Origin of the sequence: Pelosinus baikalensis (genome assembly GCF_020819555.1) — a bacterium.
In the GTDB taxonomy this organism is placed as follows: Bacteria; Bacillota; Negativicutes; order DSM-13327; family DSM-13327; genus Pelosinus; species Pelosinus baikalensis.
Genome location: NZ_JAJHJB010000003.1, coordinates 124920 through 151140, shown reverse-complemented (window position 1 = coordinate 151140; position 26221 = coordinate 124920). Strand labels below are relative to the sequence as shown.

Below are 26221 nucleotides of genomic sequence, written 5' to 3'. Positions count from 1 at the left end.
CGTAGTTAATTTTTAATTAAATCTGAATTCTTCCTCACTGTCATGAATGTATTATGCATGCCTAGTAATGTAGAGCTATCAGAGTGAATTCATGAAGTAACTGATTTAAGAGCAGAAGCTAAGAGGAGATGGCGTTGAGAATGAAGCAGTTTATTCTGATGTTAGCTGTAGTGGCAATGCAGTATACAGTGAACTCTGGTGACACACTGCAGTCTATCGCTGAACAGTATTGCCAAGGGGATGATCCGCGTCAGGTTGCGGAGTTTCGTGAGGGAATTAGGGAGCTGAATTATGACGTGATTGGTGAGAGTGATGTGTGGGAGGGGGTAGTTTTAGAAATTAATCGGTGGATGTGAAATGAAGTTTTATAGTAAGAAATAGATCATCTTGACAGCTTTTCGAAATGGAAGATCTAATGATACGTATTTGTTTTTTTGATCAAATAATTGGAGCCATTTCACTTAATTTTACATATTATATATAGAATAATGTGAAAAAGAGGTGATAAAATGAATAGCTTTGAATCCGATCGCGATTGTAAGTGCCACATTGAGATACATCACCAATGTCCAAAATGTCATCATGAGTGTGAGAAAGATTGGCATAAATGCCCTAAGTGTGATCATGACTTCCATGATGAATGCGAGTGTCCTAAATGTCACAAGAAATGTCACAAAGATTGTCATAAGTGCCCATGGTGTGATCATGACTTTCATCATGACTGTGGTTGGCATGATGAATGTGAGTGTCCTAAATGTCATAACAAATGTCACAAAGATTGTCATAAGTGCCCATGGTGTAGTCATGATTTTCATCATGACTGTAAGTGTCATCAATGTAATCATGACTGCTGTTGATATTATCGTTGCCAGCGCCCTACGGGGCGCTTTAATAATGCAAAAAAAATAAACCACGTTTTGGTGGAAACGTGGTTGCAAGAAGAAACTGTTTGGCGGATTAGTTTAGAGAAATTAACAACTAGAAGAACAATCGTTATCGCAGCAGAAAAATAATAAAATAATAATTATAATAATAATACAGCCGGAACCGCCGAAGCCATTGCGACCGCCTCCAAAACCTAGACCCATAAGTACTCCTCCTTTATCGTCGATTAATATATTGTATGATAGCTAAACAGAAGAGGTGAGTATCATGTAAAGATAAACGGTCACCGGATGAAATATAGATAGATAGATGGCTGTTGCTAATTTTACGATTAGAAATTACCTTTGGTATATCTTTAGAATACCTTTAGTAAATGTAAGAAACATTAATACAAGAAGCTTGTACTTTCTTGTTATTCCTCCAATCTTTAATTGATTTTCTCCGATTAATCTATTTTATTCAAATGCGACATAAGAGGTGTCAAAAATGAAATGTCATACAGATTGCGCCTACAACCAAGACAACGCATGTACGCGCGACACAACTCATCTGGTACAAGCTAAATGTAAAGATAAGACTATTCTGAAGTTAGTTAAAGATAGGTTATATGTCTGTGCTACTAATAAAAATAATTATATTGAAAAGAGGTAAAAGATGAATATTATCAGTAGAGATATTGAGTGAATATACTGGGATAAGCAATGAAAAAATAAAGGACTTATTCTGCAATGAAATAGGATATCAAACACCTAAAATAGACATAAGAGGGGCTATCTTTAAAGAAAATAAGATATTGTTAGTTAAAGAAAGTGTCGATGGTTGTTGGTCGATGCCTGGTGGTTGGGCAGAATTAAATTTAGCTATTAAAGAAAATATAATAAAGGAAGCAAAAGAAGAAGCAGGATTAAATGTGGTTCCCAAAAGATTAATAGCAGTATTAGACAAAAATAAACATAATGAACCCGTATCTGCTTATGGAATATACAAGATATTCGTACTTTGTGAGTTGATAGATGGTATTTTTGAAAAAATATAGAAACTGAAGAAAGCGGTTTCTTTTCGTTAGTAGATTTACCTCCACTATCTTTAGAGAGAAACACAAGAAAACAAATCGAGATGTGCTTTAAGTCTAAATCAAATGATAAATTTTTAACAATATTTGATTAGATATATTTTGAGTTACATTATTCTTATCAGTACATAAAGGGAAGTCCAAACTGACTTCCTTTTATGTCAGGATGCACCTTTTAAAGCTGATGGTGTTGGCATATGCTATTACCTGTAAGTAAATTTATTTGATAATAATGGATAAATTTATTTATGAAAATAAAATAGAAAGAGTCGTCTATCAGTAATTGGTAGACGACTGAACGAGAGTATCAATTACCCCATGATGAAATTAGTAAATTTATTGAGTGGTGTAGTATAGTTGGTACGGGTAGTTTTCTGATGTTTTCGATAAGAGATATAATGTGGGTGAGTTCAAAAACAGAAAAGAATATTTGCTGTTTGAAAAGATCATTCGCTTTGAAGTTATGGAACTCTCAATGTAGAATCATTGCCGTCTTGCCTCCGGGCAGGACGGCTTTATTTAATATTATCCAATTGGGAATGGTCTGCTGGTTATGGTCAGCATGGCGGTGATCGATATGTTTCTGTGAAGATGCAGAGGAATTCAGCAGTAAATGGTTCATGGAACGAAAATGAGAATAACTCCTTAGGCTCATGTGCTTAGGGAGTTGGTTTGCTATACACATATTTACATATTAATGAAGGAAAGTATCTATTTTACAGGTCTTTATATATATGTCTTTGTAAAATCAATGGAAGATCATAAAGAGGAACTAATTTTAATTTTAGCCGGCTATCAAAAAGAAATGGAATTTTTCTTACAGACCAATCCGGGTTTGCGGTCTCGTTTTCCAATACATATCGATTTTCCAGACTATAACCAACAAGAGCTTTTACATATAGCAGAACAACTATGTGCCAAGCGGCAATATACCTTACCGGCAGATACTAAAACATTATTATTAAAACTATTACTACAACACAGTAGTAATAATGACAATTTTGGCAATGCTCGGACTGTTCGTAATCTGATTGAAAGAGCAATTCGTCATCAAGCTGTTAGATTAATGTCAAAAACGAGCATTACTCGACAAGAACTAATATTAATTGAACCTGTTGATTTAAAGGAGGTAAAGGAGTGAGGGAGCTTACTGTAGTTGGCAGGCCAAATTCGGGTAAAACAATGTTTACTCTCAATTTTGCCTCTTATATTGGAATAAAAACAGTAGATGTGACCTTCCGTACATACGATGATTTAATCACATGCCGACATTTTTCTATTGAAGATGCGAAGAAAGAGCTTTGTAGTAGTACAATGCATAAAACAAAATCCTTACAATCATTAATACTTAAAATTACTCTTGGAAAAACAACAGTAAATTTCAAACTTACAGATACTTGTGGGATTGGAGAAAAAATACATCAAGAAGAGAAAATTCGTCGTGGCATGGCGCAGACAATTGGTTTAATGCGCTGTGCAGATTTTATTTTTCATGTTATTGATTTATCCTATATCACTAAAGAATATATAAATAACCCTAGCACTATCGATCGCGAGATATATAATTATGGTTTATTTCGTAATTCATATGCAATATTGGCAAATAAGGTAGATATACCTTTTGCTAAAGAGAACCTTACTCAGCTATCTTCTATATTTCCCAAAGCTACGATTATTCCGATATCAGCATTGCTAAGCCAAGGTTTAAAAGAGGTGAAGACCTGTGTTGCCCGCAATGTGTGAATTTATCAGTATAATGTTTTCTGTGATACTTTCTGCCATTGCAATTAAATTAGCTGATGATTATTTAGATCAAGATATGGATAAATCTGAAAAGAATTTCGCAACCGCGCTAGGAAAAGGCAGTATGCTATATGGTATGGTATCGATGGCTTTGGCAGCAAGCCTAAATACTCCGATAAGTATTTCCCTATTTCTTGCTAGTTACATAATTGGTATGTTTCATGATCTAAAAAGTCATTTTCCGAGCCGGCTCAATGGATTTCAAGAGTCAATTCTAATATTTATAGTGGGTGTTTTCCTTTTAGGATGGAAGATGATCTTATTCTCAATTTTTTTTGTTATATCAATACAATTAATAGACGATTGTATAGATGATTCTAGAGATGAGTTAATCGGGCACCGTAATTGGGCTCACCGCCTTGGTAGAGTTGAGTGTTTTTTATTATTTCTATTAACTTTATTAATTTCTTGGCTAATTAACGAGGAAATATTTCCTGCAGTGTTTTTGGGCGCCGTTGTATTCTATAGTACAATATTGTATTATCAGAAAGGGAGATTATAATGTTATGGACAGGAATAATCATGGTAATTGCGCTGTTAAGTGGATACATATGGGGTAAACGCGATGGGATGCTATCTGTCAATCAGCAAAGCTTAGTAAGCGTTCCTTTATTATTAAGACAACAATCGTTGGAAAAAGGCTATTGTATCTTATGTCATGAACCTAGAAAGAAACGTATTATTTCCAAAATAAGTGGACAGCAAGGTCGACGTATTTGAAATTCTTAGTAATTATTGATAGCAAAAAGAGGAATTTATAAGATGAGTATATAATATAAGGACATATCACATTATTCTACAAAATTTTCACAATTAGAATGTTGATTTTCAAATAATTTATTTATGGTGGGGTTTGATGCAATATATCATAATTACGTCATTATCCATAGTCATTTCTGCATATCTTATATACGTGTTAACGAATAAGCTATTAAATATTCAGCTGAATGTAAAACCTCTTATTTTATGTGTGTGTTGTGCGCTTTTAGTCAATATTATTCTGCCACGTATTATTATTGGATTTGTTGGTGTAGTAGGAACTGTAGGCATATTAACAATCACTACAGTCGTCTTTGCATTTAGCATTGCACAGTATAATGAAAAATTTAAAATGTATTCTGAAGAAAATAAAGGAGAGTCTGAGACAAAAAATATAATAAAGGAAGCTGAATCTTCAGAATATGGAGTGTTATGGGAAAAACCAGAAATCATAATAGCTGCAGCCGTACCAATACCTATTGTAGCTAGCTCTTCTGTAAGGTCTGTGATGCCAAAGGAAGATGATGCTAATAATGTAATGGCTTTAGAAACTGAAGTGTTATCTGTTGATATAGCAGTTTCTGACATACATATAGTAGACCAGCTAGATCCTGCTTCCACATCAGAGAAACAAATTGTCAAACTAATAGACAAGAATGAAGAGCTAGAAGAGGTCTATGAGCTGAAAGATGAAAATCAGAATGTGGAGTTAGAGGAGAAAAGTGAGATGGTACAAGTTGAAGATGAATTACAGGTGCCCATTAATGTGTTTGACTCTTCTTCAAAGGATTTAGACGGTTTAATTGATTCTGCATTTATATATAAAGAACAGCGCAATTTCATTCAAGCCCTTAAGGTTTTTCGCCAAGCTTTGATTTTATATCCGAATAGTGAAGCGGCACCATTTTTGGTAATGGAAATCGGCACTATATTAAAAAATAGTGGTCAATATAATGAAGCAATTCACGTTTTTTGTGAGGGCAGAAAGCTTCCAGGAGTACAAAAAAACACTATGTTTGATTTGGAATTCATTAAAACAATTGCCTATTTACGTATAGTAAAGAATATTTTACTTCAGAATCGCTTAGGGGATATTTCTTTTAAGAATATTCCGGGGACCGTACTAAAAGAAATTGATTCTGAATTTCGCGAGTGGCGAAATTCTACGTAAATCTACAATATACTTCTAAATAGCACAATTGGGATGTGTAAAAATAAATGATGAACTTCTGTTGACGTTATATTTCATATTATATAGAATTAAACAAAATGAATATTTAGCAAACTCATCCAAAGGTGGGGACGCAAAGCTATGGGTCTAAGGGATATATATATCCTATGATTGCCAGGTTGCCGATTCAATTAAGAATTGTAATTAGCACAGTGCATTATAGGTAGGTGCTATTTTTTATGTATTTTTCTAAATTAGCGACTAGATTAGTAAATTATAGTCAATCAATAGAGATACTAATAGCGGGAAATTTAGAACGATTGGTAAGAATACAGAGGTAAAATGCTCTTGGCGAAGTGGGAAGAGTGCTATAAATAAGGTTAAGAAATTGACTAACTGCTTCGATGAATGATAAGAGGATATTAAATGATAATTAAGGGGCGCTATTCATGAAAAAAAGTGTTGAAATTATTGGATTGCCAGTTATTAGCATCGTTGAGGGTACAGAGCTTGGAACAGTTAAAAGTCTTCTTATTAATCCTGCAGATGGATCTGTAACGATACTAATTGATGATTCCAAATGGTATTGGGGGGCTAAATTTTTGCCTTTGGCAGCTGCTACTGGGTTAGGAGAATACGCAATAACGATAGAGAATAGTGATGCAATATTAACGTTAACAGATGCACCGGAAGTTGAGAAGCTAATTGTGGCTGATCTAAAAATTATTGGGACTAAAGTGCTGACTAAAAATGGTCGAATTCAAGGTAAAGTAACGGAGTTTTTTGTTGATAATTCAGGGAAAATTGTATCTTGTGAAATAGAGGATCTTAATGGTGGAACTACGAGCATTGAGGCAAAGCAAATTTTAACTTTTGGTAAAGACGTGCTTTTTGTTTCAGATGATCATGAAACGGTAGCAGAAAGATCAACAACTACTAATATTGCAATACCTCCAGTAAGCACTTCTGTAGCTTCTGAAGTGAAACCACCTGTTATTCAAGTTAAAGAACCAGAAGATGTAAAGGTAGCTGCTAATGATGATTCTGCTAGAAAGTTTGACGAAAAAAATCGTAAATACTTACTTGGTAAAAAAGCTAGTCGCCGTATTGAAACTGATAATGGTATGTTAATCGTAGAGGAAGGTGGTGAAATTACTGAGGAAGTGTTGCAAAAAGCAAAACTAACGGGTAGTTTTGTAGAATTAACAATGAATATTCAATAAAATAAAAATCGATATCTCTCCAATTATGGTGGTTTTTATTATCATGTTACGAACAAATCCCCGCTATTGGCGGGGATTTGCTCTCTTGCTAGCTAATCGAATAATTGGAATGGAGTTACTAACTATGAAAATTACAATAAATCATCGTGCTAAAAATATAATGCTTTTTCTTAGCATTATTATATTATTTAGCTTAACTGGATTCATTGCCACCACTACAGCGTTTGATGTCAGTGATAGTATCTATGAAGGTGTTTTTATAGGCGATATTCCTGTGGGGGGACTATCAATTGATGAAGCAAAAAGTGAAATTATTATAAATATCAAAAATCAAATAGCTAATTCACCAAATTATTTAACGTATAAGACGCAAAAATGGCCGATTAATGCAAATGACATTGATCTAGAAATCAATGCAGATGATCTTGTGCAGCAAGCTTATAATATAGGTCGTCTTGGCAATATAGCTAAACGTTTACAAGAAAAATTTATAGCTGTAAATTATGGATATACGATTCCGTTGTCTTTACATTATAATCATGTTAAGTTAGAAGCAATTCTTAATAGAATTGCAGATTCTATCAATAGTAACCCAGAAGATGCTTCACTGATATATCAAAATTCGAATGTTAATATTCAGCCTGAAAAAAATGGTCATAAAGTTGATTTAGAAAAAACCTGGCTTGATTTAAATGCTATTATACATACTTGTATTCCTTTTACTCTTGAATTAACGGTTAATGAAATAACTCCTAAAATTTCATTGAAGGATTTAGCTGAAGTTGATAGTTTACTTTCTATATACACCACAGAGTTTGATCCTTATAATGAAAATCGTTCTAAAAATATTAGCCTTGCTGCTAAGAATGTGAATCACATTTTAGTTTGTCCAGATGAAGTTTTTTCTTTCAATAAAAATGTAGGGGAACGTCTATCGGAAAATGGTTACAAGGAAGCTCCTGTTCTTGTTGATGGTAAACTAGTTTTGGATTGGGGTGGAGGTGTATGTCAAGTAAGTAGTACTTTATATAACGCAGCGTTATTAGCGAATATGAGTATTGAAGAACGAACATCACATTTTCGCCCGCCAGCCTATGTCCCTTTAGGGCAAGATGCTGCTGTTGCAGATAACCTTTTGGATTTTAAATTTAAAAATACAACAGATTCTAATATTTATATTACGACAGAGATTCTAGACAGGGAGATTATCGTCCAAATTTTTGGAAAAAATAATCCTTCTCTTTCAGATATACGGATTATCAGTAAGAATAAAAAAGTGTTAGAACCTAATACGATTATTAAGCAAGATCCCGCTCTTGAATTAGGAAGCCAAGTAGTAGAGTACGCAGGAGAAAAAGGCTTTCAGATTACGACCTATAGGATTGTATTTGCTAATGGACAAGAAGTTAAACGAGAGCATTTGGCTTATGATGAATTTAAGGCGGAAGATAAAATAGTGCGGATTGGTACTAAAATGTTATCGAGTCAGTTAACCAAGTAATGAATAAAAAGTAATACCTTCTGTTTAGCAAGCGGAAGGCATTACTTTTTATTATATTTGGTGCATAACAACAAAAGGAGCTATTAATAATAAGAAAGCTAGGAGAGATACCTTTTCCTATTTGTCTGTGGTAATATGTAGTATAATCAGTAGTGTCCCACAAAAAACAGTGAATTACTAGACGATTAGTTATCTTAATCGAGCTAGCAAAATGGAATAGGACCGAAGGAGTGTGAAATAATTGACAACTATATATGGAGAGGTCAGTGGTATACGAAAAAGTATTATTAATAGGCTTGAAGAATTATATGAATTTACTATTCCCTTTGGGCAAGTCATAACAAGTGAATTAGCTCAAAATTTAATCGATTTGACAGATGATCTAAAGCGTGAACTTGTTGTATATATTACCAGAAAAGGACAAGTTACTTGTGTAGCAGTTGGCGATGTCTATACCGTAACATTGCCCGAAATTGATGGGCGACGTTCTGCCAATCGATTAAGTGGTATTCGCTGTATCCATACTCATCCTAGTGGGGAAACAGAACTTAGTGGGGTAGACATAGCTTCATTAAAGGAAATGCGCTTTGATCTAATGGCTGCACTGGGGCGCAAAGATGAGACGACACAAGCAAGCTTTGGTATTATTACCAATATTGAAAATGATCAATTTAATACTCAAATGATTGGTCCTTTGTCCATGGAGGAATTTATAGAGCTGGATATTACATATTTAACTGCACAAATTGAGCGCCAACTCGATTTAAATACTAAAACGAGTGCTATTGCAGAAACTGAAAGAGCTCTATTGGTTGGGCTGGAGAGGCAAGGAAAGTGGCGAATTACTGACTCATTAAAGGAATTGGCTCAATTAGCAGAGACGGCTGGTGCAGAAGTATTAGGCATGACGTGGCAAAAGAGGGATCGCCCAGATTCAGCTTTATTTATTGGACGTGGGAAAGTGCAGGAGATTAGCTTGCTGCGTCAGGAAAAGAATGCAAATCTCATTATTTTTGATGATGAGTTATCACCTGCACAACAACGCAATCTTGAGAAAGCCTTGGGTATTAAAGTTTTAGATCGTACGGCGCTAATTCTAGATATTTTTGCACAGCGTGCTCGATCTCATGAAGGGAAATTGCAGGTTGAATTAGCCCAGCTTCGCTATAATTTACCAAGATTAGGTGGACAAGGATTAGTATTATCTCGGTTAGGCGGTGGTATTGGTACTAGAGGTCCTGGCGAAACCAAGCTTGAAGTCGATAGACGTCGAATCAGAGAACGCGTAAATGATATCACAAGACAAATTGAATATATAAAAAAACAGCGTAATTTGCATCGTAAACGTAGAGAAACTACTCGTATTCCTACGATCGCTTTAGTTGGCTATACAAATGCAGGAAAATCAACCTTACTTAACCTGCTTACAGCATCGGAAGTGTTGGTCGAGGATAAGTTATTTGCAACGCTTGATCCAACAACTAGGAACATTACGTTAGCAAATGGCCAGCAAGCCTTAATTACTGATACAGTTGGCTTTATACAAAAGCTGCCGCACCAATTAATTGCTGCTTTTCGTGCTACCTTAGAGGAGGTTGTACAAGCTGATATTCTTCTGCATGTTGTTGATTTTAGTCATCCTCAATACCAAGAACAAAGCCATGCTGTTTTTCAGGTTTTACACGAATTGAATGTAGATATAAAACAATTAATTACAATTTTTAATAAGGTAGATAAAATAGAAGATCCGAATAGCGTAAGTGCTCTTTTAAAAACAGAAAATAGCGTTATGATTTCTGCTTTGCATGGTCATGGTATTGAAGGACTATTATTATTAATTGAAAATACTATAAAGCAGAAAACCATTGAAATGCATTTGTTGATACCTTATGACGAAAGTAATGTAATAGCCAAGCTATATGATATATCAAATGTTCATTCTACGGAGTATCGTGAAGATGGTATCTATGTAAGTATTTCACTGTCTCCAGACCAAACTAATTATTTTAATCGATATACTATAGGAGTAGAACAAGAATGACTAAATTTAGTGAAGAAATACTAAAAATACGTAAACAAGCATTACAGCAGGCATCCTCTTTATTTGCTCGAGTGGATGAAATATCCGAAAAAAATACTACTAGAGTTCTAGAAATATTTCGTAACCACAGAGTATCTGATTATCACTTTCGTACTACCTCAGGTTATGCCTATAACGATGCTGGACGAGAGAAGCTAGAAGAGGTTTGGGCTGACATCTGTGGAGCAGAAAAAGCATTAGTGCGTACTCAATTTGTATCTGGAACCCATGCATTGGCTACTGTGCTTTTTGGTTTACTGCGTCCTGGACATGAACTGTTATCCCTTACAGGAGCGCCTTATGATACCATGCAAACCGTTATTGGACATACTTGTTCCTCGCCTGGTTCTTTAAAAGAATTTGATATCGGTTATTCAGAGCTTCCTATGAGTGATAGTGGAGTAGATATAAAGAATATTGCTAGAGCTATGAAATCTAATACTAAAATGGTTTTGATTCAAAGGTCGCGAGGATATAGTATGCGAGCACCTTTAACGATACATGACATCAAGGAATTATGTGCTAACGTAAAGAAGATTGATCCTGAATGTATATGTTTTGTTGACAATTGCTATGGTGAGTTTGTTGATATCTTAGAACCAACTGCTGTTGGTGCTGATATTATGGCAGGTTCATTGATTAAGAATCCTGGGGGTGGTATTGCTCCAACAGGCGGTTATATAGTCGGAAAAAAAGAATTGGTTGAACAAACAGCTTATCGAATGACTGCGCCAGGTATTGGAAGTGAGTTAGGTGCGTCACTTGTTGATAATCGTCTTTTATTCCAAGGAATGTTTATGGCGCCACATACTACAGCCCAAGCTGTTAAGGGAGCTATATTTGCTTCTGTATTTTTTTCATTATTAGGTTATAAGACATTGCCTCTTCCTAATGAAGAACGTAGCGATATTATTCAAGCGATTCAACTTGACTCTCCAGAAAAATTAATAGCATTTTGTCAGGGGATCCAAAAGTATTCTCCGGTAGATGCTCATGTACGACCGGAGCCTAGTGCGATGCCGGGGTACCAGGATGCGATTATTATGGCTGCAGGTACCTTTGTGCAAGGTGCATCCATTGAGTTAAGTGCTGATGGTCCTTTGCGTCCACCGTACATCGTCTATTTACAAGGTGGATTAACCTTGGAACATGCTATAGTTGGGACTATGGGAGCTGCTGCTGAAATATTAAAAATAAAAAATTGAATAGAAATAAGCCAAAGGCAACTACCTATATAAATAAGTCGTTGCCTTTGGCTTATGTTCTATATCGCTACCTACATTGTTACATACTGCGGAAAATACCAACTACTTTACCTAAGATTGATACATTGCGAGAATAAATAGGAGACATACTGTCATTTTCGGGCTGTAGTCGTATGAACTCTTTCTCTTTAAAAAAGCGTTTTACAGTAGCTTCTTCATTATCAAGTAAAGCAACTACAATGTCATTATTATTAGCGGTTTTCTGTTTATTAACTAAAACATAGTCGCCATCTAAAATACCTGCATTGATCATGCTATTTCCTTGGACTGTAAGCATAAAGATGTTCTCGTTATTACCAATTAAATTTTTGGGAAGTGCATATGTCTCTTCAATGTTTTCAATAGCTAAAATCGGTTGCCCTGCGGTAACACGACCAACTAATGGTACTGAAACAAATGTTTCCTGCTTCCATGGTGTTTCTCCTAATACCTCAATCGTTCGAGGTTTAGTAGGATCACGGCGTATAAAACCCATTTCTTCGATTTTTGCCAAATGACTATGCACAGTAGAACTAGAGCTTAAGCCAACGGCTTTGCCAATCTCTCTTACTGAGGGGGGATAGCCCTTTGCGCGTAATGTGTTTTTAATATAGGTTAAAATCTGGCTTTGCCTAGATGTTAATAAATCTTCTTTATCCACAACTTCATCTCCTAAATCAAAATAAACATTATTGTTATAATGTTTATAATTTCAATATTATTATCATTATAACAATAATTAATGAAAATCGCAAACGTTTGTTCGTTTTTATCTATTTTTACTCTTGACCGAACATATGTACTGTGTTAAAATAAAAACAGAAAAACAAACATATGTTTGGAGGTTCGTACAGTGCATAAATTAGATACTGTTTGGATTATGGTATTGGTAATTACGTCTATATTTTTATACGATACTAATTTTGAGTTTTCTAATAAATATTTAGCGTGTGCCACATATCAGATTGTTGATGTTAATAAAGGAGATTCGTTATGGACTATATCTGCAAGATATGTTACAGATAAAGATGATATTCGTCATTTGATTGCAGCAATTAAGCAATTGAACCGATTAGACAATAACACACAAATATTTCCTGGGCAGCTTTTGAAAATACCTGTTGCATCAGATAACATTAGATTAGCAAGAGAAACAAACTAAGTGCAGTCATGTACTTAGTTTGTTTCTCTTTACAGAATCATTGCAGAATCAACTTATGTTAAGTTGTCAGTTTATTTTAACAGAAGGAACCGTTATCTACTTATCGTAATGGGAAAAATAACTTCTGAATTAGCGCCGTGCACTCCGCATTCCGGACAAAGCCACGATTGTATTCGTAGCTTCTTCGTTTCATTTCCAAAATGATATTCTACAGTGATATACTTTGCAACTTTTTCTACATGCTCACACCATAATTGTTTATGCATAAATAAATACCCTCCTGAAATTCAGAATTATAAGATTATTCATTGATGTATTTTATTATTCTTCCTCAGTTATTATGCAAAACTTATTAAAGATTATAAAGAGGTTTTATATTCTAAATCAAGAGGAATAACCATATTTTTATACATGCTTACTCCTCTGGTATATTAAAAATAATTAATCCTGGAATCATCCTATATGCTTTGACATCAAAGGTGACAAGAGGAAAGCCATTTTCTAAAGCAGTAGCAGCGACAATTGCATGCTCGGTAGTCGTTTCAGGATATTGTATTTTTAGGTTCCCTGCTTTTTGAGCAATGGAAGAAGATAAAGGGAAAATTTTCGTGGTAGTGAGAAGCTTGGCAATTACTGTAGGGTCGATTTGAGGAATCATATGAAGCTCCATCTCTGTAATTACGGAGATGGCGGGCAAAGGAGCATTACTCTGCGCTACTGTACGTAAAAAATCAATAGTAGCTTTACAGCCGTTTAGATGAGACTTTAAAATCGATACATCCATGAGAATTTGATTCATATTAAGTAACCTCCATATCTTTTAAGTCTTTAAAATCATTCAAGCTTCCGTGCTCTCCTCCCTCTTTTTCATGGCAGCGAATGTTTCTTCGAGAGCTCTTAATAATCCATCCGTATCTTTATCGATATTGACGCTTCTTCCACCTTTTAATACAATAGTTCCTTCCTCTGTTTTTTTCGCAAGCAATACGTCATCTTCTTGAATTGCTAATATTTTTCTGATTTGCGACGGAATTGTTATTTGTCCCTTAGAGTTAACTTTGCAAGAATAATTCATCATACATCACTTCTTTCGTATTTGTAGTAAAATTAGGATTTTATAATTTTACTACAAATAATAAGAAATCTCAAGTGAATTACTAAAAAATCATTGACGACTCCTTATTAGTAAGATAAAATTAAGTAGAAACTCAATATACGATAATTTAAGATTATCGTATATTGAGAAGTGGTAAAAAGGAGAAAAATATGAATAATATTATAATTGAAGAAAATAAAGAAATTTCTTCTGAATTGTACAACTCATACATAAAACAAGGGAAAAAATTAATTATAAACTCCAAGGCGGAAAATACCAGGAAAGCATACTTTTCGGATTGGAAGGAGTTTTCCGATTGGTGTAAGATAAATAAGGTAGTATCGTTGCCGGCGGAATCGGAAACAGTTGTGGCATATTTATCCTACTTGTTTGCAGAAAATAAGAGACCTAGTACAATAGCGCGTAAGAAGAGTACGATTAGCCAAGCACATGCCACTGCGGGTTATGATTCCCCAACGACGGCTAAAATTGTAACAGATACGATGAAGGGTATTAAACGTGAATTAGGTATTATGCGCAATAAGAAAAATCCTATATTGGCTGAAGATATACAGCATTTTTGCGAGAAAAAAGATGACATAAGAGATCTTCGTGATTGTGCGTTACTATTAATTGGATTTTCCGGAGCCTTTCGTCGATCTGAGTTAGTCTCCTTAAATATTGAAGATGTTCGCTTTACGAGAGAAGGAATTCGAGTTATCCTCCGTAAATCGAAAACAGATCAGGAAGGCGCAGGGATGGAAAAGGGAATTGCCTACGGTTCTAATCCAGATACTTGTCCGGTTCGCATTTTACAAGATTGGATTGAAGCGGCACAAATCAAAGAGGGAGCGCTTTTTCGTCAAATCAATAAATATGGTCAAGTATCAAAAAAAAGATTAGCATCATCCCATTCGGTAGCTAGGATTGTAAAAGAGTATGTGCAGAAAATTGGACTTCCAGCAGGGGAATATTCCGGGCATAGTCTGCGTGCTGGTTTTGCTACAGAAGCATCTGCTAATGGGGCATCTTTAGATGACATCATGAGGCAAACGGGCCATCGGAGTGTTGAGATGGTGAGAGAATATATTAGAAAGCAGAATCTTTTTAAAAATAATGCTTCAGCAAAGTTAGGGCTATAGATATAGCTATCAAAATATATAAAATAAGAGTGTTTGAATAAAACACTCTTATTTTTTTATATTTGATAGCATGTTGGAGTTATGTGATCCATATAATGATTAAGGGGGTGGTACAATAAAATGAATCCTTCAGAAAGAAATGTTAGTGAAGATGTAATAAAAGAGGGAGAAAGCTTGGAACTCGCTAGTGATTTTTTTAAACAACTAAGTCACTATATGGATGAGTTTGATAAAGGGCTTAACCAGGAACATGAAGTTGGCATTAAGCTAGTAAACTTTGGTCAAACGGTGCAATTTACAGTACATAATATTGGCTATTTTAACCCAAAACTGATTTGTTTTTATGGTGAAACGCCGGATGGATCTGCCATTCAATTAGTTCAACATGTCAATCAAATTAGTTTCTTACTCACCGCCGTACAACGTAAAAATCCAGAAGAGCCAAAGCGTCCAATTGGTTTTTGTTCAGAGTTATTCCGCAATCAAGAAGGTTATCCAGCTTACTTTTTTCCCAGAATAAAAGGTGAGAGATGAAAATGACTTTTATTCTAAACTAAGCCGTTTGACAGAAACATTTACTTCTTTTACTAATAATCCAGTCATATGCTCTACCATACTCTTAATGCGTTTTTGAGCTTCGTGTGCAATGGTCTTGAGAGAATTACCGTATCGGACAGTAATATCTAGTTGAATCGAAATTCCCGTTTCTTTGTCGTGAGAGTTTTTAATATTGATTTGACCTGTGGTGGGAATTTCCGGATCAATTGTAGCCACATATCCGACAATTGTAGCTATTGCAGCATCTGAGATGAGCAACTTTCCATAATAACTAAAGGTTGGGCGTACAATTGATTTTTCACCAATTTTATGCCTTCGTTTTTTAGGCTTTTTAAAAAAGATTTCTAATGGATCAATCAAATAGCCTGAAAAATGTGGTTTTAGCTCAATTGTTGGTACAGGGATTATATGCTTGCCTTCTTTTAATCTACTTTCTCTGGCCTTAGCAATTTCCACGGCTGTAGCAATATCTTCGATCATAATAATTTGTTGTATTTCTGGTAATTCTAATACATGAACAATTTTTTCTACCATATTTATTGAAGTGCCTAATACTAAAATACGGGTTGGTTTCACCTTTTGGATAGCTTCCCTAACTTCTTGAGCATGATCGGCTTCCATAAAAATTGCTCGTTTTACGGCCATTATTTTACTAGCTTCTTTTTTGGCAGAATGACCGGCGATAATTTTACTATCCTTAATTAGTAAACCATCATCAATAATTGTATCAATATGATGTTCATGTGCTACAATTAATGCTCGGTGACTTTTTCCAGTTCCGCTTGGCCCCACTAATGCGATGATATCCATCGGGCAGCCTCCTACTTTTTATATTATATTTATATTATATATTGATACAAGGGTTCATAAATAAAAATAAACATCTTTCGAGATGTTGTCAAGAAAAAATATTTTGCAATATTATTTTGAAGATAATTTATTCTTTTACATCATAATAACGAAGATAAATAAATGTGGGATATTCCTAGTCACCCTATCTTGTGACTAGGAATATTTTTTTGCAATTCGAGTCAGTATACGCGATTTTTTAGTTTGTACTCACTTAGTTTCTTAGCTAAATTTGCAGGGATTGTAAACAAGCCTAATTTAGGGGGAAATCGAGTAGGGACGGCGTGAAAATCTGATCCACCTGTTACCAATAATTGATATTGTTTTGCCATATCTAAGTATTTCTGAGTTTGTACTTGGTCGTGGGTAGGATGATAAACCTCTAGACCTAAAAGACCATGATGAATTAATTCTAGAATAATGGTATCGTTACCAACTAAGCCAGGATGGGCCAAGACTGAAATGCCACCAGCTCTTTTTATTAAAGCGATGACTTGTAATGGTGTTAGCTTATAGTGGGGTACATAAGCAGATCCATTCTTATCCAGCAAGGTAGTAAAGACTTCAGATACTGTAGAAAAATACCCCTTTTCTATTAATGCCCTAGCAATATGTGGTCTACCGATAGAAGTAGCATGCTCTGCTAGTTCTAATACACGTAAATAATCAATCGTATAACCTAATTGCTTAAGTTTATTAATGATTTGCTTGGTACGTTCATGACGATGAGCAACTAAAATATCTAATTGCTTGCGCAGCTCTACATTATAAATATCAATATGATACCCTAGAATATGAACTTCATTTTCGGGCAAATCGGTGCTGAATTCAATTCCGGGAATTAGGGAAATTGTATTAATCTTATCTTTAGACCCTTCGTAGAGCTCTAGTAAGCCGTTTACAGTATCATGATCAGTAATGGCAATGTAAGATAGTCTAGCATCAATAGCATATTTTAAAATGTTTTCGGGGGTAAATCGTCCATCAGAAGCTGTAGTATGAATATGTAAATCAGCTGTCATAATTGGCTCATATTCTGTGCTAATTGTATTAAGGTTCTTGTTCCTACGCCAGTACCACCTTTAAGGTTGTAGCCATCTTCTTTCTCGATATTTGCGGTACCGGCAATATCAATATGTACCCATGGCTTATTTTCAACGAATTCTTCAATAAATAGACCAGCGGTAATGGCTCCTGCCATACGACCGCCAGAATTCTTCAGATCAGCAATATTGCTTTGTATATCCTTTTTATATTCACTGAAATTTGGAAGTTCCCACATTTTTTCTCCCGTATCAGCTGCTGCCTGTAGAACTTGCCGACAGAAATTAACATCATTCGTTATGAGTCCAGAGGTCACGCTCCCTAAGGCCACCACGCAAGCACCGGTTAACGTTGCTATATCAATGATTTGAGTAGCTCCCAGTTTATTCGCATAGGTAATAGCATCAGCGAGAATTAGTCTTCCTTCAGCATCTGTAGAAATAATTTCGATGGTTTTACCACTCATCGAACAAATCACGTCCCCGGGTTTATAAGCCTGACCTGAGGGCATATTTTCAACACAAGGAATAATACCTAGAATATTGACTTTCGGTTTTAACTGCCCAATGGCAGCCATTGCTCCTAAGACTGCAGCTCCTCCAGCCATATCATCTTTCATTTCCCCCATATTTAAACTTGGCTTTATGGAGATTCCACCACTATCAAAAGTAACACCTTTTCCCACAAATGCTGTAAGATGCTTGCTATTGGTGTCTCCCATATATTTTAAGATAATCAATTTAGGTAGCTGGATACTACCTTGGGAGACTGATAGTAATGCGTGCATTTTCTCACAAATCATATCTTCTTTTTCTAATATTAATAATTCAAGCTTATTTTCTTGAGCGATCTCTTTTGCATGTAATGCCATTTTTCTTGGCGTCATGTATTGAGATGGATGATTTACTAAATCACGGGCAAGGTTGACGCTTGGTCCTATAATTGATGCAATATGAATACCTTTATGTAGTAATGCTGTATTATTTTGATCATTTTCAATCAGAAATAGATCTTTAAGAGGCACATCAGTGTTTTTTGTTTTATAATAATTAAATTGATAAGATCCTAGCAACGCACCTTCTACGATGGCTTGTGCAATTGTTTGAAGATCATTTGTACGTGTGAGTAAATCAGAAGGAATAAAAGCAATTGATAAAGAATGAATCTTTTTTGCTGCACGTATAGCAATTGCTGCTGATGAGCGAATTTTATCGGTTGTTAAATCTTCTTTATCCCCCATGCCCACTAGCATGATATGTTTAGCCTCAATTACTCCTAAAGTATAGATAATAGTAATTTCTCCAAATTCGCTACAATTAGGCTGAGCTAAAATTATTGAACTAAGATAACCTGATAACGCTTGATCAAGTATATTCACAATTGGAGTTGTTTCTTTTGTATTTTTGTATAAGCTAACAATTAAAGTATTACATGATGTTTGAACGATTGACTTATCTGTTACAGCTATTTTCATCGTTAGGCTCCTTTATCTTATCATAATAAATATAAGTGTATCATATGTTATTATTATACCCAAATAAAATAGCTAAAACCTGCTCTAAAGAACAGGTTTTAATTATTTATCTTGGTTGGACTATTAGCTTCATCGCGGTTCGTTCTTCACCATCAATTAAAATATCTGTAAAGGCAGGGATGCAAATAAGATCAACACCATGTGGTGCTACAAATCCTCTTGCAATTGCTACTGCTTTTACTGCCTGGTTAAGTGCTCCTGCACCGATGGCTTGCATTTCAGCGCCACCACGCTCTCTTAGCACTCCGGCCAATGCACCTGCTACAGAATTCGGGTTAGATTTTGCTGATACTTTCAAGACTTCCATGTTTTTTAGTACCCTCCTTTAAGTTAGAAAAGCAAATGATAAAGTCCTTATTATATCAGTATTCGTTGCTAACCCAAAAAATTCCTTTTTTTATCTAAAATAAATAATTTTAAAATTTTAAATTTTCTTGTATTCGAATAATCTCACTAATTTTATTAGTAGAAGGGTCAATTTTAATAATTACCGCACAGAAGATTGTCTCGCTACCAGATGCTACAGTAAATTTAGTTGGTAAGCCCGTTAAGAATTTTTGTATTACAGGTTCTTTATCAACACCTAAAATCGAATTCCAGCTTCCTACCATACCAATGTCTGAAATAAAAGCGGTTCCCTCTGGTAAGATGCGTTCATCTGCAGTTTGGATATGTGTATGCGTTCCTACAATGCATGATACTTGACCATCTAAATAATATCCTAAAGCTAATTTTTCGGAAGTGGCCTCAGCATGAAAATCGATAATAATAATTTCGCATCGATCTTTAATTTCGGATAGAATCTGATCAGCGGTGCGAAATGGACAATCGATAGGAGGCATAAACACTCTACCTAAAAGATTAATGACAGCAATCTTGTAATTATTCATAGAAAGAATATGATAACCTTTGCCCGGTGTGCCTGGGGGATAATTTGCAGGACGAATTAATCGCTTTTCAGTATCAATAAAATTGAAGACTTCTTTTTTATCCCAAACATGATTACCAGTTGTAATGCAATCAATACCCAGTTCTAATAATTCTTCTAAGACATGCGCTGTAATTCCTACACCACCAGCTGAATTCTCACCATTAGCAATAATTAAGTCGAGGTTATATTTCTTTTTTAATAGAGGAATATAATGAGCTGCTGTACGTCTACCAGGTTGACCACAAATATCACCGATCATCATAACATTCAATTTGTTTACCCTCCATATGAGAAACAGATTATGCCGTTGTGGCTATTTGTTAAAGACCAAAACCCTGCCGTCTTCACGAATACCGATTAATCTATTTTCTGTATGATGTTTTTTTATATTTGTTAGCATATCTTCAATAACTTCTTCTTGAATCAGCAGATCTTCTTCTAATAAAGAGTCATTGAAGTCTGTGATGAGGTGGTTCTTGAATTTACCTCGCAATAATGCAATTAACAAAGCAATTTCACCTTTAGAGATAGTATGTACATCTCTGAAGATGCTTAACATGGCAACTTGATCATAAGTATCTAATTGTACATCAAAAGTGCTTAAGGATACATCTTCTAATGTAGTATAGGCAATTAGACTATTTAATAATAAGTTTTTAATATTGGAGAAGTCGAGGTTTGATGGTATAGTAGACAACAAAAATGTTAGCTTTAGAGAATTACTTTGTGGATCAAAACCAATTCTTCCAATTTCAGGGTAACGAACAAGAATAGAAATCAATAAATTGACACCATCAGAAACTTGCTCATCATATTGTTTGTATTTAGGCATAAAAAAATCACCGTCCAAATAGTATGATAAAAATGTTAGTATGATCTATGTTATTCTCTAAGGATGACGAGAACTCCTTTTTTAAATATATGGAAGAATATAAAAACGACCTTAACCAAGGTCGTTTTTATATTCTTCATATTTATTTTGCGTAATCAACAGCACGTGTTTCACGAATTACAGTTACTTTTATTTGTCCTGGATATTCAAGATCATTTTCAATTTTTTTGACAATATCTCTTGATAATCTAACAGATGCTAGATCATCAATTTTATCTGGTTTAACCATAATACGAATTTCACGACCGGCTTGAATAGCAAATGATTTTTCTACGCCTTCGAAAGATTCTGCTATTTCTTCTAATCGTGTTAATCGTTTTAGGTAACTTTCAAGACTTTCACGACGAGCACCAGGTCTAGCTGCAGAAATAGCATCAGCAGCAGCAACTAATACTGCCTGTACTGTGATTGGTTCTTCATCACCATGATGAGCACCAATCGCATTCACCACTTCAGGTGATTCACGATACTTTTTTGCTAAAGTCATGCCTAATTCAACATGGGATCCTTCCATCTCATGATTGACTGCTTTACCAAGATCGTGTAAAAGACCTGCTCGTTTTGCTAGCATCACATCTACACCTAACTCAGCAGCCATGACGCCCGCTAAATGGGCGACTTCGATAGAATGTTTAAGTACATTTTGCCCATAACTGGTGCGATATTTTAAACGACCAAGAAGTTTAATAATTTCTGGATGAAGTCCATGAACACCAGTTTCAAAGGTGGCCTGTTCGCCAGCTTCTTTAATTCGTTGCTCCACTTCTTTCTGTGCCTTCTCAACCATTTCTTCAATACGCGCGGGATGAATTCTTCCGTCAGCAATTAATTTCTCTAGAGCAATTCTAGCGACTTCTCTACGTATCGGATCAAAGCCAGACAAGATAACGGCTTCGGGAGTATCATCAATAATAAGATCAATACCAGTAAGGGTTTCTAAGGTTCTAATATTACGTCCTTCACGTCCGATAATGCGACCTTTCATCTCATCATTAGGTAATGCTACAACTGAAACAGTAGTTTCTGCAACATGATCTGCAGCACATCGCTGGATTGCTAAAGAGATGATGTTACGTGCCTTTTTGTCAGCCTCTTCTTTTGCTTGTTGTTCTAATTCTTTAATCATCATTGCTGTTTCAAGTTTAATTTCTTCTCGAGCATTCGCTAATAATAAATTACGAGCTTCTTCAGATGTTAACCCCGAAAGTCTTTCTAATTCAGCTAACTGTTTGGCATATAAAGTATTAATTATTTCTTGACTTTTATCTAATTCAGCTTCTTTATGACTGATAATCTCCTCTTTTTTCTCAAGAGAGTCAACTTTCCTGTCAAGATTTTCCTCTTTCTGCATTAAGCGTCTTTCTAAACGTTGGAGCTCAGAACGACGTTCTTTAGTTTCTCGTTCTAATTCATTCCTAAGTTTATGAATATCCTCTTTTGCTTCCACCAATGCTTCTTTTTTCTTAGCTTCACTTGAACGCTCTGCCTCAACGATTATTTTTTTCGCAGCTTCTTCAGCTGAGATTATTTTTGCTTCAGCAGTTTTTTTGCGTATCCAATAGCCTATGCCAAAGCTGAAGAACGCAACAAGTGCAGTAGTTAAAATAAATTCAAATATAATCCTTACACCTCCTTTTATTTCCGTGTTTTAAGGGTAAAGCTGAGAATCGTGAATCAGCTTTTAAAGCATTTCGCAATTACTCCCCTACAGTAACTGATTTTTATTGGATAAGTATGACAATTGCCTACACAATTGATTAATTCAATTGTAAATGTTTTTCAAAGTAGTGTCAAGTTATCCCTTATGTCTCTTAGTTGAGTTTAAAGGAAAACCAAATAACTTTGAGAATAGTTTATATCTCATGATAAGTTGTAATAAACATAAAATGATTTGGCTAATGCCAAATCATTTTATGTTTACAACTTATTTATCACAGTGATAAATAGTTTGTAAGACTTTATGAATGCTAGTCGCTGAAAAACCTCTAGAGGCTAAATAGCGATAAATCTTTTCTTTTGTAGTCGTATCGAAGCTTTTAAAACGGGCAGTAACTATTTTAAGCGCGGATTTCCACTCTTCAATATCATCGAAATCCTTTGCCATTTCAGATAAAATTGCATCTGGTAAACCACGTAGCTTTAATTTGTAAAGAATCTGCTTGGTACTATATTTATTTGTTTCTAAGTATTTATGAAATAAATGATTTGCAAGTTTAATATCATTGATGTAACCATACTCTTTTAGACGGCCAAGAACCTTTTCAATGGCATCGCAGTTATAATCCTTATATTCTAATTTCTGCTGTAGTTCTTTTTCACTATAGGAACGGCGAGTTACTAAGTGTAATGAGTATTGCCAGATATCATTATGATTATTCAAGGGATGAATCATCCAAAGGGTCGGCCACAACCGCTTGTACTTTGCCGACCAATAGCAATTCTCGAATCTTCTTGTCGATTTCATCTGCAATGTCGGGATTTTGTTTAAAGAATTCCTTTACATTCTCTCGTCCTTGTCCAAGGCGAGTATCTTTATAGGAATACCATGCTCCACTTTTATTGATAACTTCAAATGAAGTTCCAATATCGACTAAACATCCTTCGTGGGAGATTCCTTCACCATACATAATATCAAACTCAGCTTGCTTAAATGGTGGAGCAACTTTATTTTTAACAACCTTTACTTTAGTACGGTTACCGATAATATCATTACCTTGTTTAAGACTCTCAGCTCTTCTTACCTCTAGCCTTATTGTAGAATAGAATTTTAGAGCACGTCCGCCAGTAGTTGTTTCTGGGTTACCAAACATAACGCCTACTTTTTCACGAATTTGATTAATAAACACAACGATTGTACGTGATTTACTAATAATACCGGTTAATTTACGTAATGCTTGTGACATCAGCCGCGCATGTAAACCCACATGAGAATCACCCATTTCGCCATCAATTTCCGCTTTGGGTACTAAAGCGGCAACTGAATCAATTATGATCATGTCAATCGCATTACTTCTTACTAGAGCTTCACAGATTTCTAAAGCTTGTTCACCATTATCCGGCTGTGAGATGAGCAAATTATCAATATCAACACCAAGATTTTTAGCATATCCAGGGTCTAGGGCATGCTCAGCATCAATAAATGCTGCTAATCCACCAGACTTTTGGGTTTCGGCTATCATATGCAAGGCAACGGTTGTTTTACCAGATGATTCAGGGCCGTATACTTCTATCATTCTACCTCTAGGTACGCCGCCAATGCCAAGGGCAATATCAAGTGGTAATGCACCTGTTGGAATAACTTCGACATTCATCCTGGCAGCAGCTTCACCCAATTTCATAATAGAGCCTTTGCCAAAATCTTTTTCAATTTTGCGTACAGCACTTTCTAATGCTTGTAATTTATCTGATGTTGTTGATTTCTCCATGTATTTATCATCCCCCTTATAAATATCATTGTACAAACATTTGTTCGTAATGTCAATAGTCATAAATTTATGATGGATTACCTTCTAAGTTAAGGAAGATTAGCATTAATAATTGTCTGCAGGTTAAATGCAAAATAACTAGCGTAAAAGAATTTAGATGAAAACAGACGAATATATAAAGAAATGCATAATAAAAGAGGACTATGCAGTCCCCTTTTATTACGTTTTAAAAAGCTAGATTTTACGAATAAATTGTAGCTTGATTATCTGCTTTTAGCAGGCTCAACATTAATCTTATATCCTTTAATCGAGCTTTTATGTAGTACAGCGATAACACGCTCTGCTACATCCATTGGTACTTCTACAAAAGTAAATTTTTCATAAATATTGATTACACCAATTGTATTTCCAGAGATGTCGGCTCCCTCTGCTATCGTGCGTACAATATCTTCAGGGCGGATTTTCTGTGCTCTACCAGCATTAATAAACAAACGTACCATACCTGCTTCAGCGCCAGTGTTAGTAAAGTCAGGTTTTTCTTCTTCAACGATAAACTTTTCTTTAAATCCTTCTTGCGCAAGTTTTAAAGCAGCAGCAGCAATCTCTATTGGGTCATAATCAGCGGCTAAATCCACAATAATGTCCTGATAGACTTCAAACTTTCCCTGTTCAATTGTTTGCACTAAACGATTCTTAATGATTTCCCGTTGACGATCTAAAATGTCAGCAGCTGAAGGTAGTTGCTTGCGTACAATACGTGATTTAGTTAGTTTCTCAATCAGTTTAAGTTGGCGGTATTCACGAGGATTAATAAAGGTGATTGCCACACCTTTTTTACCAGCACGTCCTGTACGTCCAATGCGATGTACATACGCTTCATTATCTTGAGGAATATCGTAATTGAAGACATGTGTGATATCATCAATATCTATACCGCGAGCAGCAACATCTGTGGCTATTAATAATTCAAGTTTTCCATCACGGAATTTTTTCATAACTCTATCACGTTGTGCTTGACTTAGATCACCGTGTAAACCATCAGCCATATAGCCGCGTCCTTGTAGTGATACAACCAAGTCATCTACACCTCTTTTAGTACGGCAAAAGATAATCGATTTACCTGTTGTCTCTACATCTAAAACGCGACATAATGCTTCTAATTTTTCTCGTGTTTCATAATAAATTTGGTCAATAAGAGGTACTGTAAGCTGCTCTCTATTGATAGAAATCGTTTTGGGATTATTCATGTATTTTCTTGCTAAAGTAGCAATTGGTCCTGGCATAGTAGCAGAAAATAAGAGTGTTTGTCTTCCTTCAACAGGAACTTCTTGCATAATGGTTTCAATATCTTCAACAAAGCCCATATCAAGCATTTCATCAGCTTCGTCAAGAATAAGTGTTTTTACAGCGTCAAGTTTTATTGTTTTCCGGCGAATGTGATCTAAAAGTCTACCTGGAGTACCAATTACAACATGTACGCCCATACGTAGAGCCTTAATTTGTCGGTCAATTGGTTGTCCACCATAAATAGGTAAGGTTTTTATTCTTTTGAACTTACCTATCTTTGCCAGCTCTTCTGATACTTGAATTGCAAGTTCACGAGTTGGAGTAAGCACCAATACTTGTATTTGACGACTATCAGCAATTTTTTCTATAGCAGGTATACCAAATGCAGCGGTTTTACCTGTACCTGTTTGTGCCTGTCCAATAACGTCGTGACCTTCAAGTACAAGAGGAATGGTTTGGTTTTGAATCGGTGAGGGTTCTTCAAAACCCATTTCAGCAATTGCTGAAAGTAGTTTTTTGCTTAATGGAATAGTACCAAATAATTGAGTATCGTTCAATGTATA

29 protein-coding genes and 1 riboswitch are annotated in these 26221 nt (G+C 35.3%); of the genes, 15 read left to right on the top strand and 14 right to left on the bottom strand.

Annotated features, from left to right (window positions below):
• Positions 1–140 precede the first annotated feature (140 nt).
• From LMF89_RS03755 to LMF89_RS03700, 12 genes are all read left to right on the top strand, one after another.
• Entirely contained in the window at positions 141–356 is a 216-nt protein-coding gene (locus LMF89_RS03755) for a LysM peptidoglycan-binding domain-containing protein (protein WP_007956499.1), read from the top strand.
• 163 nt (positions 357–519) lie between these two features.
• Entirely contained in the window at positions 520–909 is a 390-nt protein-coding gene (locus LMF89_RS03750; protein WP_229533937.1) for a hypothetical protein, read from the top strand.
• Positions 910–1561: 652 nt separating this feature from the next.
• Positions 1562–1921, top strand: coding sequence for an NUDIX domain-containing protein (locus LMF89_RS03745; RefSeq protein ID WP_229533936.1), 360 nt, complete (start codon positions 1562–1564; stop codon positions 1919–1921).
• A 703-nt stretch (positions 1922–2624) separates the two neighbouring features.
• Entirely contained in the window at positions 2625–3098 is a 474-nt protein-coding gene (locus LMF89_RS03740) for an AAA family ATPase (RefSeq protein WP_229533935.1), read from the top strand.
• A complete protein-coding gene (locus LMF89_RS03735) occupies positions 3095–3700 on the top strand; it encodes a GTPase domain-containing protein (protein ID WP_007956496.1) in 606 nt (201 codons plus the stop codon). Before LMF89_RS03740 ends, LMF89_RS03735 begins: the two co-directional genes overlap by 4 nt.
• Entirely contained in the window at positions 3681–4262 is a 582-nt protein-coding gene (locus LMF89_RS03730) for a UbiA prenyltransferase family protein (protein ID WP_229533934.1), read from the top strand. Before LMF89_RS03735 ends, LMF89_RS03730 begins: the two co-directional genes overlap by 20 nt.
• A complete protein-coding gene (locus LMF89_RS03725; protein ID WP_007956494.1) occupies positions 4262–4480 on the top strand; it encodes a hypothetical protein in 219 nt (72 codons plus the stop codon). Before LMF89_RS03730 ends, LMF89_RS03725 begins: the two co-directional genes overlap by 1 nt.
• Before the next feature lie 136 nt (positions 4481–4616).
• Positions 4617–5690: a tetratricopeptide repeat protein gene (locus LMF89_RS03720; RefSeq protein WP_229533933.1), complete on the top strand. Its 1074-nt coding sequence runs from the start codon at positions 4617–4619 to the stop codon at positions 5688–5690.
• 98 nt (positions 5691–5788) lie between these two features.
• A riboswitch (cyclic di-GMP riboswitch) is annotated at positions 5789–5877 on the top strand.
• A gap of 262 nt (positions 5878–6139) precedes the next feature.
• The gene (locus tag LMF89_RS03715; RefSeq protein ID WP_229533932.1) at positions 6140–6913 is read left to right on the top strand and encodes a PRC-barrel domain-containing protein; all 774 of its coding nucleotides are present in this window, start codon (positions 6140–6142) and stop codon (positions 6911–6913) included.
• Positions 6914–7037: 124 nt separating this feature from the next.
• Complete coding sequence (locus tag LMF89_RS03710) at positions 7038–8414, top strand: VanW family protein (protein WP_229533931.1); 1377 nt, start codon at positions 7038–7040, stop codon at positions 8412–8414.
• A gap of 241 nt (positions 8415–8655) precedes the next feature.
• Positions 8656–10455, top strand: a complete 1800-nt coding sequence (hflX, locus tag LMF89_RS03705; protein WP_229533930.1) for a GTPase HflX — start codon at positions 8656–8658, stop codon at positions 10453–10455.
• Entirely contained in the window at positions 10452–11699 is a 1248-nt protein-coding gene (locus tag LMF89_RS03700; RefSeq protein ID WP_229533929.1) for a methionine gamma-lyase family protein, read from the top strand. Before hflX ends, LMF89_RS03700 begins: the two co-directional genes overlap by 4 nt.
• Before the next feature lie 79 nt (positions 11700–11778).
• On the opposite strand, the gene lexA is transcribed toward LMF89_RS03700, so the two are convergent.
• Positions 11779–12399, bottom strand: coding sequence for a transcriptional repressor LexA (gene lexA, locus LMF89_RS03695; protein ID WP_229533928.1), 621 nt, complete (start codon positions 12397–12399; stop codon positions 11779–11781).
• 192 nt (positions 12400–12591) lie between these two features.
• Between lexA and LMF89_RS03690 the strand changes: the two genes are divergently transcribed.
• Positions 12592–12900 (top strand): LysM peptidoglycan-binding domain-containing protein, encoded by a 309-nt coding sequence (locus tag LMF89_RS03690; RefSeq protein WP_229533927.1) that lies wholly within the window; start codon positions 12592–12594, stop codon positions 12898–12900.
• Positions 12901–12992: 92 nt separating this feature from the next.
• Here LMF89_RS03690 and LMF89_RS03685 read toward each other — a convergent pair whose 3' ends face one another.
• From LMF89_RS03685 to LMF89_RS03675, 3 genes are all read right to left on the bottom strand, one after another.
• Positions 12993–13166, bottom strand: a complete 174-nt coding sequence (locus LMF89_RS03685) for a hypothetical protein (protein WP_007956479.1) — start codon at positions 13164–13166, stop codon at positions 12993–12995.
• A 149-nt stretch (positions 13167–13315) separates the two neighbouring features.
• Positions 13316–13699, bottom strand: a complete 384-nt coding sequence (locus tag LMF89_RS03680; protein WP_229533926.1) for a PIN domain-containing protein — start codon at positions 13697–13699, stop codon at positions 13316–13318.
• A 39-nt stretch (positions 13700–13738) separates the two neighbouring features.
• Entirely contained in the window at positions 13739–13978 is a 240-nt protein-coding gene (locus tag LMF89_RS03675; RefSeq protein ID WP_229533925.1) for an AbrB/MazE/SpoVT family DNA-binding domain-containing protein, read from the bottom strand.
• 188 nt (positions 13979–14166) lie between these two features.
• Between LMF89_RS03675 and LMF89_RS03670 the strand changes: the two genes are divergently transcribed.
• Positions 14167–15138 (top strand): site-specific integrase, encoded by a 972-nt coding sequence (locus LMF89_RS03670; protein WP_229533924.1) that lies wholly within the window; start codon positions 14167–14169, stop codon positions 15136–15138.
• Positions 15139–15258: 120 nt separating this feature from the next.
• A complete protein-coding gene (locus LMF89_RS03665; RefSeq protein ID WP_229533923.1) occupies positions 15259–15672 on the top strand; it encodes a DUF6173 family protein in 414 nt (137 codons plus the stop codon).
• Between the two features lie 9 nt (positions 15673–15681).
• Here LMF89_RS03665 and LMF89_RS03660 read toward each other — a convergent pair whose 3' ends face one another.
• The 10 genes from LMF89_RS03660 to LMF89_RS03615 form a co-directional block, all read right to left on the bottom strand.
• Entirely contained in the window at positions 15682–16506 is an 825-nt protein-coding gene (locus tag LMF89_RS03660) for an Asp23/Gls24 family envelope stress response protein (protein WP_229533922.1), read from the bottom strand.
• A 221-nt stretch (positions 16507–16727) separates the two neighbouring features.
• Entirely contained in the window at positions 16728–17567 is an 840-nt protein-coding gene (locus LMF89_RS03655; protein ID WP_229533921.1) for a PHP domain-containing protein, read from the bottom strand.
• Positions 17564–19063, bottom strand: coding sequence for a leucyl aminopeptidase (locus LMF89_RS03650; RefSeq protein ID WP_229533920.1), 1500 nt, complete (start codon positions 19061–19063; stop codon positions 17564–17566). The genes LMF89_RS03655 and LMF89_RS03650 overlap by 4 nt, the downstream gene beginning before the upstream one ends.
• A gap of 106 nt (positions 19064–19169) precedes the next feature.
• Positions 19170–19430: a stage V sporulation protein S gene (locus LMF89_RS03645; protein WP_007934279.1), complete on the bottom strand. Its 261-nt coding sequence runs from the start codon at positions 19428–19430 to the stop codon at positions 19170–19172.
• A 109-nt stretch (positions 19431–19539) separates the two neighbouring features.
• Positions 19540–20325 carry a TIGR00282 family metallophosphoesterase gene (locus LMF89_RS03640; protein ID WP_229533919.1) on the bottom strand — a complete coding sequence of 262 codons (786 nt, stop codon included), beginning with the start codon at positions 20323–20325 and terminating at the stop codon, positions 19540–19542.
• A gap of 42 nt (positions 20326–20367) precedes the next feature.
• Positions 20368–20886 carry a hypothetical protein gene (locus tag LMF89_RS03635; RefSeq protein WP_007956461.1) on the bottom strand — a complete coding sequence of 173 codons (519 nt, stop codon included), beginning with the start codon at positions 20884–20886 and terminating at the stop codon, positions 20368–20370.
• A 142-nt stretch (positions 20887–21028) separates the two neighbouring features.
• Positions 21029–22552, bottom strand: coding sequence for a ribonuclease Y (gene rny / locus LMF89_RS03630; protein ID WP_071524645.1), 1524 nt, complete (start codon positions 22550–22552; stop codon positions 21029–21031).
• A 318-nt stretch (positions 22553–22870) separates the two neighbouring features.
• A complete protein-coding gene (locus LMF89_RS03625) occupies positions 22871–23326 on the bottom strand; it encodes a regulatory protein RecX (RefSeq protein WP_007956459.1) in 456 nt (151 codons plus the stop codon).
• Complete coding sequence (gene recA, locus LMF89_RS03620) at positions 23319–24371, bottom strand: recombinase RecA (RefSeq protein ID WP_007956458.1); 1053 nt, start codon at positions 24369–24371, stop codon at positions 23319–23321. The genes LMF89_RS03625 and recA overlap by 8 nt, the downstream gene beginning before the upstream one ends.
• Before the next feature lie 263 nt (positions 24372–24634).
• Complete coding sequence (locus tag LMF89_RS03615) at positions 24635–26215, bottom strand: DEAD/DEAH box helicase (protein WP_007956452.1); 1581 nt, start codon at positions 26213–26215, stop codon at positions 24635–24637.
• Between the last annotated feature and the right edge of the window lie 6 nt (positions 26216–26221).

Coding starts and splice junctions, on each gene's coding strand:
- LMF89_RS03755 (WP_007956499.1), top strand. CDS start 141: ATGAAGCAGTTTATTCTGATGTTAGCTGTAGTGGCAATGCAGTATACA.
- LMF89_RS03725 (WP_007956494.1), top strand. CDS start 4,262: ATGTTATGGACAGGAATAATCATGGTAATTGCGCTGTTAAGTGGATAC.
- LMF89_RS03720 (WP_229533933.1), top strand. CDS start 4,617: ATGCAATATATCATAATTACGTCATTATCCATAGTCATTTCTGCATAT.
- LMF89_RS03715 (WP_229533932.1), top strand. CDS start 6,140: ATGAAAAAAAGTGTTGAAATTATTGGATTGCCAGTTATTAGCATCGTT.
- LMF89_RS03710 (WP_229533931.1), top strand. CDS start 7,038: ATGAAAATTACAATAAATCATCGTGCTAAAAATATAATGCTTTTTCTT.
- LMF89_RS03700 (WP_229533929.1), top strand. CDS start 10,452: ATGACTAAATTTAGTGAAGAAATACTAAAAATACGTAAACAAGCATTA.
- LMF89_RS03685 (WP_007956479.1), bottom strand. CDS start 13,166: ATGCATAAACAATTATGGTGTGAGCATGTAGAAAAAGTTGCAAAGTAT.
- LMF89_RS03680 (WP_229533926.1), bottom strand. CDS start 13,699: ATGAATCAAATTCTCATGGATGTATCGATTTTAAAGTCTCATCTAAAC.
- LMF89_RS03675 (WP_229533925.1), bottom strand. CDS start 13,978: ATGATGAATTATTCTTGCAAAGTTAACTCTAAGGGACAAATAACAATT.
- LMF89_RS03670 (WP_229533924.1), top strand. CDS start 14,167: ATGAATAATATTATAATTGAAGAAAATAAAGAAATTTCTTCTGAATTG.
- LMF89_RS03665 (WP_229533923.1), top strand. CDS start 15,259: ATGAATCCTTCAGAAAGAAATGTTAGTGAAGATGTAATAAAAGAGGGA.
- LMF89_RS03660 (WP_229533922.1), bottom strand. CDS start 16,506: ATGGATATCATCGCATTAGTGGGGCCAAGCGGAACTGGAAAAAGTCAC.
- LMF89_RS03655 (WP_229533921.1), bottom strand. CDS start 17,567: ATGACAGCTGATTTACATATTCATACTACAGCTTCTGATGGACGATTT.
- LMF89_RS03650 (WP_229533920.1), bottom strand. CDS start 19,063: ATGAAAATAGCTGTAACAGATAAGTCAATCGTTCAAACATCATGTAAT.
- LMF89_RS03645 (WP_007934279.1), bottom strand. CDS start 19,430: ATGGAAGTCTTGAAAGTATCAGCAAAATCTAACCCGAATTCTGTAGCA.
- LMF89_RS03635 (WP_007956461.1), bottom strand. CDS start 20,886: ATGCCTAAATACAAACAATATGATGAGCAAGTTTCTGATGGTGTCAAT.
- recA (WP_007956458.1), bottom strand. CDS start 24,371: ATGGAGAAATCAACAACATCAGATAAATTACAAGCATTAGAAAGTGCT.